Annotated in this window: 7 protein-coding genes; 6 read left to right on the top strand and 1 reads right to left on the bottom strand. The window is 72.7% G+C overall.

Annotated features, from left to right (window positions below; genetic code table 11):
- Nucleotides 1–12 precede the first annotated feature (12 nt).
- Nucleotides 13–5,391: a tetratricopeptide repeat protein gene (locus A3CQ_RS0103310; RefSeq protein WP_026205239.1), complete on the bottom strand. Its 5,379-nt coding sequence runs from the start codon at nucleotides 5,389–5,391 to the stop codon at nucleotides 13–15.
- A gap of 184 nt (nucleotides 5,392–5,575) precedes the next feature.
- Between A3CQ_RS0103310 and A3CQ_RS51295 the strand changes: the two genes are divergently transcribed.
- From A3CQ_RS51295 to A3CQ_RS0103280, 6 genes are read left to right on the top strand one after another with little or no spacing between them, the layout of a single operon-like run.
- The gene (locus tag A3CQ_RS51295) at nucleotides 5,576–6,118 is read left to right on the top strand and encodes a nucleotide exchange factor GrpE (protein ID WP_020509488.1); all 543 of its coding nucleotides are present in this window, start codon (nucleotides 5,576–5,578) and stop codon (nucleotides 6,116–6,118) included.
- Between the two features lie 2 nt (nucleotides 6,119–6,120).
- A complete protein-coding gene (locus tag A3CQ_RS0103300) occupies nucleotides 6,121–7,749 on the top strand; it encodes an Hsp70 family protein (RefSeq protein WP_020509487.1) in 1,629 nt (542 codons plus the stop codon).
- Nucleotides 7,750–7,765: 16 nt separating this feature from the next.
- Nucleotides 7,766–10,405: a SaeA-related protein gene (locus A3CQ_RS0103295; RefSeq protein WP_026205238.1), complete on the top strand. Its 2,640-nt coding sequence runs from the start codon at nucleotides 7,766–7,768 to the stop codon at nucleotides 10,403–10,405.
- Nucleotides 10,406–10,417: 12 nt separating this feature from the next.
- Complete coding sequence (locus tag A3CQ_RS0103290) at nucleotides 10,418–11,617, top strand: TRAFAC clade GTPase domain-containing protein (protein WP_020509486.1); 1,200 nt, start codon at nucleotides 10,418–10,420, stop codon at nucleotides 11,615–11,617.
- A 7-nt stretch (nucleotides 11,618–11,624) separates the two neighbouring features.
- Nucleotides 11,625–14,078, top strand: a complete 2,454-nt coding sequence (locus A3CQ_RS56990) for a GTPase-associated protein 1-related protein (protein ID WP_020509485.1) — start codon at nucleotides 11,625–11,627, stop codon at nucleotides 14,076–14,078.
- Complete coding sequence (locus tag A3CQ_RS0103280) at nucleotides 14,078–15,667, top strand: TRAFAC clade GTPase domain-containing protein (protein WP_157295230.1); 1,590 nt, start codon at nucleotides 14,078–14,080, stop codon at nucleotides 15,665–15,667. Before A3CQ_RS56990 ends, A3CQ_RS0103280 begins: the two co-directional genes overlap by 1 nt.
- Nucleotides 15,668–15,744: the final 77 nt, after the last annotated feature.

Here is a 15,744-nt window from a genome sequence, read left to right as displayed (position 1 = left end):
CCGGGTCCGCGGTCACGCCGCGCGGCGCGGCCCGGTGAGCCGGAACGGGCGGCACACCAGGGGTACGCCGGCGACGGCCGACCAGCGCGGGCTCATCTCCCGCAGGACCTGGTCGACCGATGGGCCCAGGTATCTCGGTGTTCCGTCGGCGAACGGCCGCTCGCCCACGATGTGCCGGGTGCGCCGCAACCAGAGGGTGTCGCGCCACTGGCCGTCGGCCACCGTGATCGTCGCCCGGGCGCGACGGTCGGCCCGGTCCGCGGCGAGCAGCGCGGCGCAGGCGTCGGCCGCGGCCTGGTTGTGCAGCCGCTCGGCGATCGTGGCCGACCGTTCCAGGTGCTCGCGGGCCTCGTCCTCCCGGCCGAGATCTCGGCAGGCGCGGCCGAGGTCCCGGCTGTCGTGCATGACCGCGAGACGGTCCTGCTGGACGTCGGCGATGGCGACCGCTCCGCCCAGATGCGCCGCCGCCCCGGCGTGGTCGCCGGCTGTCCGGCACACCCGGGCCAGCATCCGCCGCGCGTCGGCGACCAGCCCCGCCGGAGGATCTTCGATCCGCGCCGCCGCGGCCCGGGCGGCGTCGAAGGCGGCGGACGCCGGCTCCGGTTCACCGACGTAGAGGCGGTGCTCGCCCGAGGCGATCAGCGCCACCACCCGCAACGGTGTGTCGGGCAGGCGCTCGGCCAGGCCGCCCGCCGCCGACCCGGCCTCCGCGGCGGCCTCGTCGTCGCCGGTCATCAGACAGCCGCGATAGATGTGCAACAGGCACCAGGCCAGCGGGCCCGCGGACTCGTGTGCCCGATAGAAACTCGCGGCCGCCTCGAAATCCTCGATCGCCTCCGCGTACTTCTCGTGCTCCAGCCGGCAGCGTCCTCGTTGCCGGCGCGCCTCGGCCACCAGATCCGCGTCCTGGGCCGCGTCGACCGAGCGCAGGATCCGGCCGTAGTAGACCTCGGCGCGGCGAAGATCGCCCCGGTCGGCCTCGATCCGGCCCAGGTGCAGGAGCCCGCCGGCCGCCGCCCGGTGATCGGCGTCCTGCTCGGCCACGCGGACGGCGCGGCGCAGCGCTCCGACCGCGTCGCCGTCGCGGTCGTCCTGCCGCGCGAGCAGTCCGGACGCGATCAGGCAGGCCACCATCGATCGCTGGTTGCCGGTCGCGGCGGCGCGGCGCAGCGCCAGGTCGAACCATCGCGCGGCCTCCTCCGGCGCGCCGCCGCTCGCGTCGATGCTGCCGTGCTGGATCGCGCTCGCCACCCAGACGGCGTCGTCCGCGCCGTCGGCGGTCGTCATGGCCCGCAGCAGAAGCTCGCGCGCGCCGTCGACGTCGCCGGCGTGCTCGGCGACCGAACCGCGAAAGAGACTGTTCGCCGCGAGTAGCGGCGTCGAGTGCAGCCGGGCCGCGATGGCGTCGGCCTCGGTGAAATGCCGCTCGGCGAGCGCGTGTTCGCCCAGCTCGCCAATGACCCGGCCCAGCTGCTGCTCGGCGATCGCCTGCCGGACCGGGTCCTCCAGCTCCTCGGCCGCCGTGGCGAGCTCCCGGTACATCGCGGTGGCGCTGTCGTGGTCACCGACCTCGAAGAGCACGTCGCCGCAGAGCTGAAGGCACTGGGCCAGCAGCGGCAGGTCCTGAAGGTCGAGAGCGGCCTGGAGAGCCTGCAGCAGGTGGTCCATCGCCATGCCGGGTGCGCCGCGCATGAGCTGGACCGCGCCGCACTGCAGGGCCGACGTGGCGAACAACCGCAGGGAGTCCTGGTCCACGGCGACGTTCTCGCCCGCGGACAGTTCGTGCTCGTCGGCCCGTTGGGTGTCGCCGATGGCCCGGGCGAGCCGGGCGAGATCCCGGTCGGCGGCCGCGAGTCCGTTCGTGTCCTCGAGCTCCTCGGCGATGCGCAGCGCGCCGAGGCTCCACCGCCAGGCCGCCCGGTCGCCCCGGGCCAGCGTCAGCGCGCCGAGCTGCTGATAGCAGGAGGCCAGCACGGTCAGCGCGGCCGGCGTCCCGTTGACGGCGGGCTCCTGACATCGTTGCGCCGCCCGCAGGTAGAGGTCGTGGGCGGTCTCCGGACGACCGCCGAGCTGGGCCAGCGCGCCGAGCTCACGCATGCTGGTGGCCTCGGCCACCGGCTCCCGCTGGGTCTCGGCGAGGGTGCGGCAGTGCTCGAGATGCCGTTCGGCCTCCGAGTAATCGCCCAGCCGCAGCGCGATCACGCCCAGCTGATGCCGGAAGAACCACGCCACCGACCGGCCGGCGTCGCCCAGCGCGATCGTGTCCTGACACACCTGTCGTTCCTGCCGCAGCGCGCTCCGGGCGTACAGCCCCACGCACAGCTCCACGGCGACACCGATCGCCTGGTGGACGTCGCCCGCGGCGATGCAGTGGTGATGCGCCTCGGCGAGGTCCGCGTGGTGGTCGTACTCCGGGTCGGGTTCGTTCAGCGCGGCCCACCAGCGCCGGTACGAGGCCGCCCGGAGGTGGGCACGGCGCACCTCCGCGGGCGCCATGACGGCCAGGGCGGACGCCGTCCACCGATGGACCAGCCACCGCCGGTCTCCGTCCGCATCGGTGATGGGGGTCAGCAGGCCGAGCCGCGCCAGCTCGGTGCAGGCCGCCGCCAGCCAGGGGACGTCCGCGGGCAGCGTCTGCGCGGCGAGATCGCGGTTCAGCTGCGCGTAGTCTTCCGCCGGCATCGGCAGATCCTCCAGCGTCGTGTCGGGATCGTCCCGCAGCGACTGCCGGAGCCGGTCGTAGTGCGCGCGGAGGCGGGCGACCCGCTCCGGGTCGACCGCCGGGGGCTCGGTGACGACCCACTGCAGCGCTTGAGAGGTCACCGGCAGGCGATGCACCGAGGCCGCCAGGAGCAGCTCGCGGGCCTCGGGGAAACCGGCGGCGAGGCGTTCGAGGATGCCGTCGAGCAGCACGTCGGCCGAGATCTCGGCGACCGCCTCCGCGGTGGCGACGTCGATGTCCCCGGCGGCCGAGCGCATCCATTGCAGTACGTCCCGCACGCCGCGCCGGCGAAGGCCGGCCTCCATCCGCTCGGCGACCCGGTCGAACGGCCGGGAGCCGCCGCGAGCGCCGGACGGCCCACCGGGTGCGTCCGGTCCGCTGCTGAGGATGGCCTCCAGGTATTCCAGCGACCGCGGGTGACCGCCGAGATCGCGATAGGCGCGCGCGAGCTGCTCCTCGTCCAGCGCGTAGACGGCGGGAAGACGCCAGGTCAGCTTGTCCAGCTCGGCGCGGCTGAGCGGCCCGAGGTGGTGCTCCAGTAGTTGCGGATGGGCGACGGCGCCGGCCTGACGGGAGGTGACCAGCAGGCGCGCGCCGCGTCCGATCCGGAGCCAGGCGCTCAGGAAATCGCGGACATCGGCGTCGAGCGTCACCTCGAGGCCGGCCTGCGCCGGATCGCCGAGGGGATCGTCGATCAGGATCAGGACGTCCACGCCCCGCTCGAGTACCTCGTCGCGCAGAATCTCCAGGCGAAGCTGCCAGCCGTCCTGCGGATCGGTCAGTCGCCGCTGCAGGCGCCGGTCATCATCGGTGTCGGGCAACCCGGCGACGCGCAGCCGGGCTGCGACGGCGGTCATGATCTCGTCGCTGGTGCAGCGGCCGTGCAGGCTGGCCACGACGGTTCCCCCGGCGGACGCGGCCATGCGGGCGGCCTGGACGGCCAGGCTGCTCTTGCCGATTCCGCCCACGCCGTGGATGAGCACACCGTGCTGTTTGGCCCTGCCGCGCAGCACCCGCAGCAGCAGGCGCAGATCGGCGCGGCGGCCGACGAACTCGCCGTCGTCGAGATAGGCGATTCCCTCGGCGACGCCGGGCGGCCCCACCGGCCTGGGCATCGCGCCCCGAGTGCGCGGGTCGTACAGAACGGCGTCACCGGTCCGGGCGAACATCGTCGCCGTCGGCCACTCCGGCAGTTGTCTCATCCGGTCCCGGGCCGGACGGGCGGCCCGGGCGGCCTCGACCTCGCGGCGGGCGTCCGCCAGCGCGCCCAGCGCGTCGGCCGGCTCACCGGCGCGCGACAGCCGGCCGTACATCTTCGAGAGCAGTTCCGTGGCGTAGATGTCGGTGACGGCGGTCGTCATGGCGATCACCGCCGGGACGCCGTGCTCCAGGAGGGTGTGCGCGAGTCCGGGCAGCGCCTCGGTGGTCTGCCGGACGCCGGGGCCGGCCTCGGTCTGAGCGGTGTGGCAACCGGCCAGGACGATCAACGGGACGCCGCGGCCGGGAAGCACCAGCTCCCCGGCGAGGCGTACGGCGTCGACCTCGTCGACGCCACCGTCCGGAGTCTCCATCAGAAGCACACCCGGCGCCGCATGGCAGGAGATGTGCAGGATGTGGAAGCGCTCCTCGTGCAGCGCCTCGCGGATCGCCGCCACCGAGCCCCAGTTCAGCACTCGGACGTGGGCGCCGCCGCGCCTGGCACTGTCGACCCGGCGCAGGATCGTGCTGAGCTCGTGCTCGTAGTCGAGCTCGTCCTGGCCACCGTCGTCCGGGCTCGCGATCACGGCCAGGATCCGCAGCGGGCCGGGTATGTCGGGCTGTGGCGTGGGTCCGAGGTCGCGGCCGCGGTACAGCCGCACCTGCGGGCGCAGAGCCAGCGGAGTGTCCTCGCCGGGCAGTACGAGCGTCTCCCACGGCAGCTCGGCGAGCTCGGTCTCCAACCGGATTCGCACCGCCTGATTACGCGTGCGCGCCTCGGCCAGCAGCGCCGCGAGCGCCGGGGCGACCGGTTCGGGCAGGAAACGTTCGCCGAGCTCGCGGCCCAGGTCCGCGATCGCCCGCTCGGCGCGGCTCGGACGGAACCGATCGCGCCCCACTTCGGCCACCAGGTCCCGGAGTCCGGCGGTGACCCCGCCGTGCGTCGCGATCACCGGGCTCCCGGCGGGCGGCTCCAGGACCGTCTCGCTCGCCGCGACCCGCAGTCGTACGACCATCGGGGTTTCCGCCGTGCGATCGAACTCCGGCGCGGCGAACCCTCGTCGCGCGATCGGCTCGCCGCGCAATGCGCCGGCCAGCGCGTCGTACCGCCGCTCGTGATCAGCGCTGGTGGCCGCGCCGGCGAAGTCGACCCGCTCGCGCCCGCTCAGCGAGGGCGGCACGGCGGCGCCGTCGAACACCACCGGCACCAGGACCAGACCCCCGAGATCGGCCCGCTCGGTCAGGGCCGGGTACTCCCGGATGCGGCCGGTTGCCCCGGACACGACGATGACCGCCGCGCCGCAGCGCTGGATCGCCTCGTCGACCCGGTCGACCGTCACCTGCCCGGGCAGCACGTCCCAGGCGTGCAGGAAGACGTGCAGTCCGCGCTCCTCCAGCGCCGCGCACAGCCGCCCGGCCCGGTCGGTGTCGCCCGCCGAGCAGGCCACATAGACCAGCGCGTCCTCCGCCATTGATGATTCCGCCTCCGGCGTTCCGAGCCGATCGCTTGATCGATTTTTCGGGCTCGATAGCCGGAATGGAAGGCATCTCCGGCCATTTGTTGACCGCCGGTCTCCGGATTCCTCGGCCGGGCCGCTCGCGTTACCTTGACCGCGACGTTTCCGAATTCAATATCACGCCCGAAAGGGGTGCCGCGTGACCGATTCGGATGACGACCGGTCCGGCGACGGCGAACCACTCGCCGGCACGCTGGCTTCCATCGACGAGAGCCTGCGCGCCTTCCACCAGCGGTCGGAACGCCGCGAGGCGGTGATCGACCGGCTGCACGAGGAGAACCAGGTGCTGCGCGCCGGGCTCGCGCGCACGGTCCTGCAGCCGGTCCTGACCGACCTCGCGAAGCTCTACGACGGGCTCTCCCAGCAGGCCGATCGGCTGGCGGAGCAGCCGGAACGCGCCGCCGACCGGCAGCTCTGGGAGGGGTTCGCCGACGATGTCGCGATGGCGCTCGCCCGCTACGGGGTGGACATCGTCACCGCGGAGCCGGGCGAGCCGTACGAGCGTGGCCGGCACGTGGTCGCCGGCTGGGTCGAGAATACGGATCCCGCGGCGGGCGGCACCGTCGCCCGGGCGCTCCACGCCGGACTGATCGACCAGGAGACCGGACAGATTCGCCGGCCGGTGCGAGTAAAGCTCTATCGCGAGGCCGCGGAGGCCGTGACCGTGGGAACGGTGGATTGACCATGGCGATTTTCGGAATTGATCTGGGAACGACATATTCCTGTATCGCCCAGGTCGACGACACCGGCCGGCCGGTCGTGATCAAGAATGCGATCGGCGAGGATTCGACGCCCTCCGTGGTGTTCTTCGAAACGCCGGACAACGTGGTGGTCGGCCGGGAGGCCAAGAACTCCGCCCGGCTCTACCCCGATCTGGTGGTGTCGCTGATCAAGCGGCGGATCGGCGAGGACGGCGCCGAGCTGGAGATCCACGGCGTCGTGCAGACGCCGGTCTCGGTCTCCGCTCTCATCCTCCGCGAGCTGGCCCGCGCCGCCGGGGAGAGCACCCACGTACCGGTCCTGGACGTGGTCATCACGGTGCCGGCCTACTTCGGGGTGAAGGAGCGGGAGGCGACCCGGGCCGCCGGTCAGGTGGCCGGACTCAACGTCCTGAACGTCGTCCCGGAACCCGTCGCGGCGGCGCTGCACTACGACGCGTTCGGCTCGGCCGGCGGCGAACGGACGATCCTCGTCTACGACCTGGGCGGCGGCACCTTCGACACGACGGTCATCAAGATCTCCGAGCGGGACGTCACCGTGGTCTGCACCGACGGTGATCACCAGCTCGGAGGCGCGGACTGGGACGAGCGCGTCGCCGACCTGCTTCTGCAGCGGTTCCTCGAGGACCACCCGGACTCCGACGCCGGGAGCAGCGACGAGTTCCTGCAGGAGCTGGCGGTCGCCGCCGAGGACGTCAAGCGCGCCCTGAGCACCCTGGAGAGCCGCCGGCAGAACATGCGGTGGAACGGCGAGACCAGCCGGCTGGAGCTGACCCGCCAGTCATTCGAGAACGCCACCGCCGACCTGCTGGAACGCACCCACGACATCACCCGCCGGACCGTCGACACGGCCCGCGAGAAGGGGGTCGAGCGGTTCGACGACGTCCTGCTCGTGGGTGGATCGACGCGCATGCCCGCGGTGCGGGAGATGCTGCGGTCCCGCTTCGGCTTCGAGGCGAGGATCCACGATCCGGATCTGGCGGTGGCCAAGGGCGCCGCTCTCTACGCCCTCATCGAGTCGGTTCGCGTCGCGCTGCCCGAGGCGGCGGCGGACGGCGCCGGACCGGCCCCGGCCGCTCTGCGGGACGCGGCCGCCGACCTGGGCATCGACGTCGAGAACATGAAGCAGCTCGTCGGCAAGCGGGTGACCGCCGTGGTGCCCCGGGCCTTCGGCGTCAAGGTTCTCGCCCCGGCCGATCAGGACGCCGACCCGGAGGGCTTCGTCGTCGATCACCTTCTGCGGGCCAACACGGCGTTGCCGGCCGAGCCGCCGGCCCAGACCTACGGCACCGCGTACGAGGGGATGACGGGCATCAACCTCGAGATCTGGGAGCAGGCCGGCGCCACCGAGTCGGCCCGCCTGTCCGACAACGCCAAGATCGGCGAGGGCCGGATCGACGACCTTCCCCCGATGCCGGCGCAGTCGCCGGTCGAGGTGACGTTCGCGATGGACGAGATGGGCACGTTGCGCGTGCACGCCGTCGAGAGACGCACCGACAAGGAGCTCTCGATGGAACTCGCGATCACCGGGCTCAGCAAGGACCGTCTGGACGAGGCCCGGTCCGCCGTCGCCAAGTACGCCGTCGGCGCCTGACCCCCGGACCGTCTCCGTGAGCAAGGACTGGGAAGACGACTACAAGGCCAGGGTGCTCGACCCGGCCCGGCGAGCCGGCAACGCGCTACCGCAGGACCTGTTCGCGCGGTACGGCATCACCGGCGCCCACCAGGACGAGGCCGGCTTCGAGGCACGCGTGCGGGAGACCGTCAAGTACTGGAACCGGCTGGTCAATACCAAGGTCTACAAACCGCTCGCCGAGGCCCTGCTCACCGCGCACAAGGAACTGGGCACGACGAACGTCCTGAACCTGGGGGACTTCACCCGCCTGCGGGACGAGGCACGCGCCCGGGCCGCGCAGCGGCTCTCCGGATGGATCGCCACGGTGGCGGCGGGCATCCCGTGTGTCACCCTCGCCACCCTCGCGCACTTCGTCCAGCTCGGCGGGGGCCTGCTGACCGACGCGGACGTCCGCAAGGCGCTTGCCGACGGCGGGGTGAAGCTGATCGACCCGGACTGGGACGTCCCGAGCCAGGCACCCGTCCCGGCCGCCGCGGCGGTGCCCCGCAACCTGCACATGCTCGGCCTGCGCATCTCGCCGCAGGTGATCTTCTCCGCCGCGGACTTCGGCGCCGGATTCCGCCTCAAGGACGGCTTCCGGCTCACCGGCGGCAGCGGCAGCCGGCTGACCGCTGACCTCATGCACGAGGCCAAGCGGGAGCAGGCCAAACGGCCGCACGACACCCGCAAGACCGCCACCGAGACCGTGCTGACCACCATGCTGACCGCGGACCGCATGGGCGCCCTCGACCGGCTGGTTCGCTGGGAGGCGGCGGAGATCGTCCGTTCGGCGCTGGGCAACGGCCTGCCACCGATGCTCGCCGCGGACGGCCTCATCGAGCTGGGCCTGGATCGCGGCGAGGCGCTCGAGCTCGCCGTGACGCTGGCCGCCGGGCCCGGGCGCGGCGCCGGTCCGGAGGACGACGCCAACGCCCTCATCGCGGCCGAGCTGTCGGCCGGGCGGTTGCGCGCCGCGCAGGCGGAGCTGGCCGCCGCTGCCGCGGTGGACAAGGATGTCCGCGAGCGCGTCGAACGGCTGGTCGCCACCGTGGACGACACCGTCGCCAAGGCCGACGCGGCCGAGCGTGCGGGCCGCACCGAGGAGACCGCCCGGCTGCTCGCCGAGGCCGCCGGACTGGCCGGCGACGACGCGGATCTCACGGCCCGCCTGGCCCGCATCCCGCCACCGCCGCCCACCGAGGTGGTCGCCGGCGCGGGCGACGACCGGGTCACGGTCCGCTGGAACCCGAGCGCCGCCGTCACCGGCGACATCGTCTACCGGCTCGTACGCCGCCGTGGCACCCCGGCGGTGTCGCCGGACGACGGGGAAACGGTCGCCGAGACGAGCGCCAACACTCTCACCGACACGGGGCCGTCGGCCGCGACGGCGTTGCACTACACGGTCTTCGCGCTGCGCGGAACGGTCGCGTCGGCCGGTGCCGCCGCGGCCCCGGTGACCCTGGTGCCACCGATCGCCGGCCTCACCCTCACCGCGGACGGTCACACGATCAAGGGCGATTGGCGTACCGATCCGGCGGCGGCGGAGGTGGTGGTCACCCGGTCGAGGCTGGACGGCGCCGGCCCGGCCCGGCGAATCGGCACCCGGTCCGGAGCGGTGTCCGGGTTCGTGGACCCGGACGTCGAGCTCGGCGTGGGTTACAGCTACCGGATCACCGTCCACTACCTGAGCCCGGACGGCGAACGGCTCGAGTCCACGCCGGTCGTGCGGCATCTGGTCGCCGACCACGCTCCCACCGCGGTGTCCGATCTGCGAGTCGAGATCGTCGCCGGTGCCCGCGCGCCACAACTGGCGATGAGCTGGTCGGCACCGGCGGGCGGCCGCGTCGAGATCCGGCGGGCGTCCGCCGAACCACCGTGGAGCGCCGGTGACACCGTCTCGCCCGCGGAGGTCGACGGGTACGGCGAGGCCGTCGCCGCCACGGCGGAGCCGGACTCGTCCGGCCGGTGCTCGGCGTCCGCCGCGGCCGGGCAGGGCCGCTTCCTGCTCACGGCGGTCACCCGGGGCTCGGGGGTGGCGGTCATCGGCAACACCGTCGCGGTGGAACTGACCGCCCCCGTGCTGGGCCTGCGCGCCCGCCGCCGCGGCGACGACGTCCACGTCGTGTGGATCTGGCCGCCGGACGCCCACGAGGCCCGGGTCGAATGGTCCACGGGGGCCGCGGCCGGTGACCGCACGTTCGGCCGCCGTGAGGTTCAGGACGGCGGTGGAGTGCTGTTGCCGCTCGGCCCCGGTCCCGCGTCGATCTCGGTCCGGACGGTCGTCCGCGAGCGCCACGCCGAGCTCCTGTCCGCGCCGGTCGTCGCCGAGGTGGCCGGCCGGGCCCCGCGAGTCACCTGGTGGCTGGAGCGCACCCGGCTGCCGCGCCCACGCCGGACCCTGGTGCTGAGCACGGACCAGGCCTGCGAGATCCCGGAGCTCACGCTCACCGTCGCCGGCGAGCGGTCCGGGCCGCGCGTGCTGATCCGCATTCCCGGCCGATGGCTGCCGGCCGGGCATCCCAGCACGGTCGACGTCACCCGCACCGTACCGGCACCCCTGATCCCATCGGTGTGCTGCGAGTTCGCCGAGCCACCCGGTCCGCTGGGCGTCAGCCTGGCCCGGCGCCGAGGCTGAGAGGAGACGAGGATGGCCACCCGACTGCACTGCCCCTACTGCTATCTGCCGCTACGACCCCAGCAGATCATGTTCCGGTGCGCCGGGCGCATCGGTGCCAGCGGCCGGCGCTGCGAAGAGGTCATCGACCCTCTGCTGGCCGCACACACCGGCGACACCAAGCCGCGATTTCCCGCCTTCCGGGCCGACGGTGGCAAACGCTCCGCGGTGCACCCGGACTGCCACGGCCGGACCTTCCTGCGGATCTGCGGCCACTGCCACAGCCAGTTGCCCACCCATTTCGGCGAGGCCGACACCCGCCTCATCGCCCTGGTGGGCGCCAAGGAGAGCGGCAAGACGGTCTTCATGACCGTGCTCCTGCACGAGCTGCAGCATCAGGTCGGCAACCAGTTCGGCCTGGCCGTCCTGGGCGCCGACGAGCACACCATGGAGCATTTCCGGTCCGAGTTCGAGACCACGCTCTACGACGACCACCGGCTGCACCAGGCGACGGCCACCGCGGTGGGTGACCGCGGCCGGCGGCCCTTCGTGTTCAGTATCTCCCGGGTACGGCACCGCCGCGTGCTTCCCGAGGTGGTCGATCGCAGCCTTTTCTCGTTCTTCGACACGGCGGGGGAGGACCTGCGCTCGGTCGAGAGCGTCGAGCGCCACGTCCGATACCTCGGCGCCGCCGACGGCATCGTCCTGTTGCTCGACCCGCTGCAGATGCGGGGCGCCCGGCCATTGGCCGATCCCGGCACGCTCCTGCCGGACCAGGGATCGCCGCAGGACGATCCGGCGAACGTGCTCTCGCGCATCACCAACCTGCTGCACGACGCCCTCGCGACGCCCAAGGGCAAACGGATCAAGCGGCCGATCGCGGTGGCCTTCACCAAGATGGACGCTCTCGACGGCACGCTGCCCGAGGAGAGCTCGCTGCTCGAGAACTCGCCGCACGGGGCCGCCGAGTTCGACAACGCCGACAGCCTCGCCGTGCATGACGAGGTCGGCGCCCTGCTGGACAAGTGGCAGGGCAGCGGGATGCAGACCGTGCTCGAACAGAACTTCGAGCACTACCGCTTCTTCGGGCTGTCGGCGCTGGGAGCCAGTCCCATCAAGGACGAACACGACGCCCAGCGCGTGTCCGAGTACGGCGTCCACCCCCGCCGCGTCCAGGATCCGTTTCTCTGGCTGCTCAGCACGTTCGGAACGATCCCGGCGAAGAAGGCGTAGGCGCAGGATGGCGTTCGGGCAGATGTACTACACCTCGTGCCGCAAGGGGCTGTCCGGCGCGCCGGGCTTCCAGTTCAACGCCGTGAGCCGGGGCATCGGGCCCGATGTCCTGCGCGAGGCGGAGGCGCTCACCTCCTACCAGCCCCCGCGCGCCATCGCGCAGGCCCCCAGCGAGGAGAACGTACGCCGGGCTCCGGTCAACCTGTGCTATCTGCCCGGCCCGACGGCGCTGCTGGCCAACGTCGTCTATGTCGGCGCCGACTACTCCCGGCGTCCGGGAAACTATTTCGCGCACACGCTGGTCAGCCGCGACCCCGGCGGCGACCTGCGCGCGGTCCTGCCGATCGAGCTGTGGCGGGCTCCGTTCTGGGTCCGCGACGAGGTCGACGGCACCGAGCTGCCCGAGCTGCCGGGGCCGCTGCCGACCGGGGCTCTCGACCGGACGGCCGTGGCTGTCTTCCTCCGGGAACATCAGGGTGCCGCTCATCTGCCGGCGCTGCTCACCGCCGCCGAGGAGACCGTACGGACCAAGCGGCGGAAGGTCGTGGTCGCCGGAGCGGACTCGGACGAGGTGGCGCGCTGGATCGCCACACTCAGTTACCTGCTCCCCCCGGCGACGGCAGCGCGGATGTCGTTCGCGACGTATGACCGTGACCCCCGGTACAGCCGGGTGGACGTGATCGGCGCGATCGGGGGCGTCGATCTCGATCTAGGCGGCAACGAGCTCACCGCGTACCACCTGTTCGACTTCACCGCCGGCCGGGTGAGCGCCATCGACGTTCATCCGCTGGCCCGGATTCTCGCCGAGCTCGACCCGGCCGACGCGGGGGAGGCGTGGTCCCGCGCGACCGAGGTCGCCGGCGGGGACGAACAGTCCTTCGACGACTGGCTGCCGGTGGTCGCCGCCGCGCTGATGACCTGGCCCCGCGGGCCGGAGAGCGCACGTGACGAGCCGGCGGTGGTCGCCGCCTGGCTGTCCGAGCACGCGTCCCGGCTCGCACCCGACTGGGTCGGCGAGGTCGGCCGGGCCGTGCTCGCGTTCCTGACCGCCGCGCCCGGCGAATCCGATCTGGCGGCGCTGCGCGACCTCGCCGTGGCCGCGTCCCGCTGCCCGGCGGCCGGCCTCTTGGACGCCGTCGAGGTGCGGTCCGTTGACGTGCTGTTCGCCGGGCTGCGCGCCACCGGCGAGCCCGCCGCCGGTCCCCAGCCGCGGCTGACCACCGATCGCGCGCGCCGGCACGCCGTGGAGAGGATCTCGGCGGAGCTTCCGAACCTGCCGGCCTCGGCGACGGCCCGGCTGGTGGCGTGGGCGGACGCGGCCGGGCTGGCCCTGGACCCGCCGGCTCTGGAACGGGCGGGCGAGCGGATAGTCGGCCCGGCGGTCCTGCACAACCCGGACGACGAGCTGCTGCGCGACGTTCTGGCCCGGACGCCGCCGATGCGGGCCGGCGTCGTGCGCTACCTGGACGCGGTCGGCGCCGACGAGCTGGACCGCATGGTGGACGCCCTCGGGACCGGGCTCGCCGACCTGCTCGGGCGGGAGCTGGCCGGCGCCGGGCCGTGGACCCGGCGGGCCGTCGTGGTGGCCGAGGTCCGGTCCGGCGTGCTGGACGAGGTGGACGGGCTGGCCGCCGTCGTGTCCGGGCCCGGCCCGGTCGACGACCGGCTGTTGAGCATGCTCTTCGGCGACCGGCCGTGGACGCTGGACCAGGCCCGCCGGATCCTCGATCTGCTGGACGATCGGGGACGGAGCGCGACGGCGGTTCTCCGGCGGATCGAGGACACCGTTCTCGCCGACGGCGACGAGAAAGGCGTCGGCGCGTACGCGAGATTCTGTGCCCGGCTGCGGCCGACCGCGGTGTACGCGGGCCTCGGCGATCGTGCCCGCGCGCGGATCGACCTGCTGGCGCACGCCGCGAGCTGGATCCACCGGCTGAGTCGGCAACGCAAGGACTACGCGGGCCCGATCGGCGAGTTCCGCAAGTGGTTCGCGGCCCTCGCGGCGGCCGACCAGCGACTGGTCGAGGCCGTGCTGGCCGCCCGGTTCGACGAGATGTACCCGCCGGTCCGCGCCCGGCTGCTGGTGGGCATGCCCGGTCTGCGCCACGCCTACTGCGCGGGCCTGTCACAGCGGCTGAGCCGGCGGGAGGGCGACGTCGAGACGGCCCTGGCGGCGCTGGTGACGCTGGCCGGAGTCGCGCGGCTCAATCCGACACCGCCGGTGCGCACGGCCGCCGGCGAACTGGACGGAGTGCTGCGCCGCAGCGTCGGACGGTGGAACGGCCGCGCACAGCACCGGCTGCTCGACATGCTCGCCCTCGACCACCAGCCGGCGACCGTCGCCTGGATCGCGCAATGGATGGAACAACTGTCACCCGGCATGCTGGGCCGCGTGCGCGGCCTGCTCGGACGAGGCCGCGGCGCTCCTGAGGGCGCCCGGGCAGGATGGTGGGGTCGCTGATGGCAGCCACGAAGGGCAACCCTGGGCAGTACACCTACTACACGTACACACCGCCGGCCCGGGACACGGACCAGTACTGGCGACTCGGCTTCTCCCTGCTCGCCTTTCCGTTCATCGTTCTCGCCGGAACCCTGATCCAGGCGGGCAGATCGATCACCGCGTACGCGGGCGGGGTGGCGTCGGGCCTCGGTGTCGGGCGCGGCGACACCGAGGAACTCAGCCCGCGCCTCCCGCCGCGCGAGTGGGAGGACGGTCGCGAGCCGGCCTACGTGCAGTACCTCTTCGGCCAGGCCTGGCGCGACGTCCGGCACACGGTCGCCGTCGCGCTCCGCCGGCAGCGGCAGGGCATCAAGTCCGAGTTCGAGCGGGTCCAGAAGCGCCGCTTCCTGCCGCCCGAGGACGACGCGCCGGACAAGCGCAACGCCGTCATCGGTGCCGCCCAGCTCACCGCGATCGGCACCGGATTGCTGCTCGCCGAGGCCCTGCTGTTCGTGGCGTTCGTCGCGCAGGCCGCCGTGCTAGGCCTTCTCTGGGCCGGCGTCATCGCGTTCGTGTACGTCCTGATCCTGGCCGACTCGGCCCTGCTGTCCATGCGGCACATCCACATCACCTGCCCGAACCCGGACTGTCACGAGGTGGTGTCCTACCCGCGCTACGCATGCCCGAACTGCCGGACCCTTCATCACGACATTCGCCCCGGGCGCTACGGCGTGATTCATCGCACCTGCCGCTGCGGAAGCCACATGCCCACCCTGCTCATGCTCGGCAGCCACCGGATGACCGCGATCTGCCCGAAATGCAAGAACCCTCTCGAGAGCAACGCCGGCCGGATGCGCGAGTTGATCCTTCCCGTCTTCGGGTCGCCGATCGCGGGCAAGACCCAACTGCTCGCCGCGGTCGCGATGGCCACCGATTCCCTTCTCGAACGGGCCCAGGGTCAGGTCGAACCGGCCGACGACCCGAGCCGGCGCTGGCTGCGGCACGCGAAGGAGTTGCACACCCGCGGCGGCACCGTCACCAAGACCACGACGGCCAGCCAGCACGCGGTCTCGCTGCAGCTCACCCACAACGGCCGCCGCCTGCTGCTCAAGATGTTCGACGCCGCGGGAGAGACGTTCCAGGATCCCGAGCGAATTCGCGAGCTCCGCTACCTTCGCGGCGGCGGAACGCTGCTTTTCGTGCTTGACCCGTTGTCCGTCCCCGCCCTGTGGAACGGGCTCGGCGACGAACGCCGCCGGCAACTGGAGCCCATCCGGGCGGTCACCGAACCGTTGATCGTTTTCCAGGAGACCATCCAGACGCTCCATCAGATCAACATCGACACCGCCAGATTCCGCCTCGCGGTGGTCGTCAGCAAGGCGGATGTGATCGCCCCCGAGGTGTCGGCGGCCCGCGTCGGCGACGACGCCTCCATCCGCGAGTGGCTCGGCGGGCCCCTCGATCAGGGAAATCTCGTCCGGTCCGTGACGCACGAATTCCAGCGGGCGCGGTTCTTCCTCACCAACGCCACGCTCGGCGACCGGAGAACGCACGCCAGCATCGAGACCCTGACCTCCTGGATCCTGAACAACGAAGGGATATCGGTCTGATGGACGTCTACCGCAGGTGGCGGCGCACGATCTTCGGTATCTGGTCGGCGCTCGGGATTCTGTCCGTTCTGTCCGTG

The organism is Paractinoplanes globisporus DSM 43857, assembly GCF_000379645.1.
Lineage (GTDB): Bacteria > Actinomycetota > Actinomycetes > Mycobacteriales > Micromonosporaceae > Actinoplanes > Actinoplanes globisporus.
Note: the sequence above shows the minus strand (reverse complement) of the source record. Positions and strands in the feature narration are given on the sequence as shown.

Excerpts from the sequence above, each read along its gene's own strand:
- A3CQ_RS0103310 (WP_026205239.1), bottom strand. The coding sequence starts at position 5,391 with ATGGCGGAGGACGCGCTGGTCTATGTGGCCTGCTCGGCGGGCGACACC.
- A3CQ_RS56990 (WP_020509485.1), top strand. The coding sequence starts at position 11,625 with ATGGCGTTCGGGCAGATGTACTACACCTCGTGCCGCAAGGGGCTGTCC.
- A3CQ_RS0103280 (WP_157295230.1), top strand. The coding sequence starts at position 14,078 with ATGGCAGCCACGAAGGGCAACCCTGGGCAGTACACCTACTACACGTAC.
- A3CQ_RS0103300 (WP_020509487.1), top strand. The coding sequence starts at position 6,121 with ATGGCGATTTTCGGAATTGATCTGGGAACGACATATTCCTGTATCGCC.
- A3CQ_RS0103290 (WP_020509486.1), top strand. The coding sequence starts at position 10,418 with ATGGCCACCCGACTGCACTGCCCCTACTGCTATCTGCCGCTACGACCC.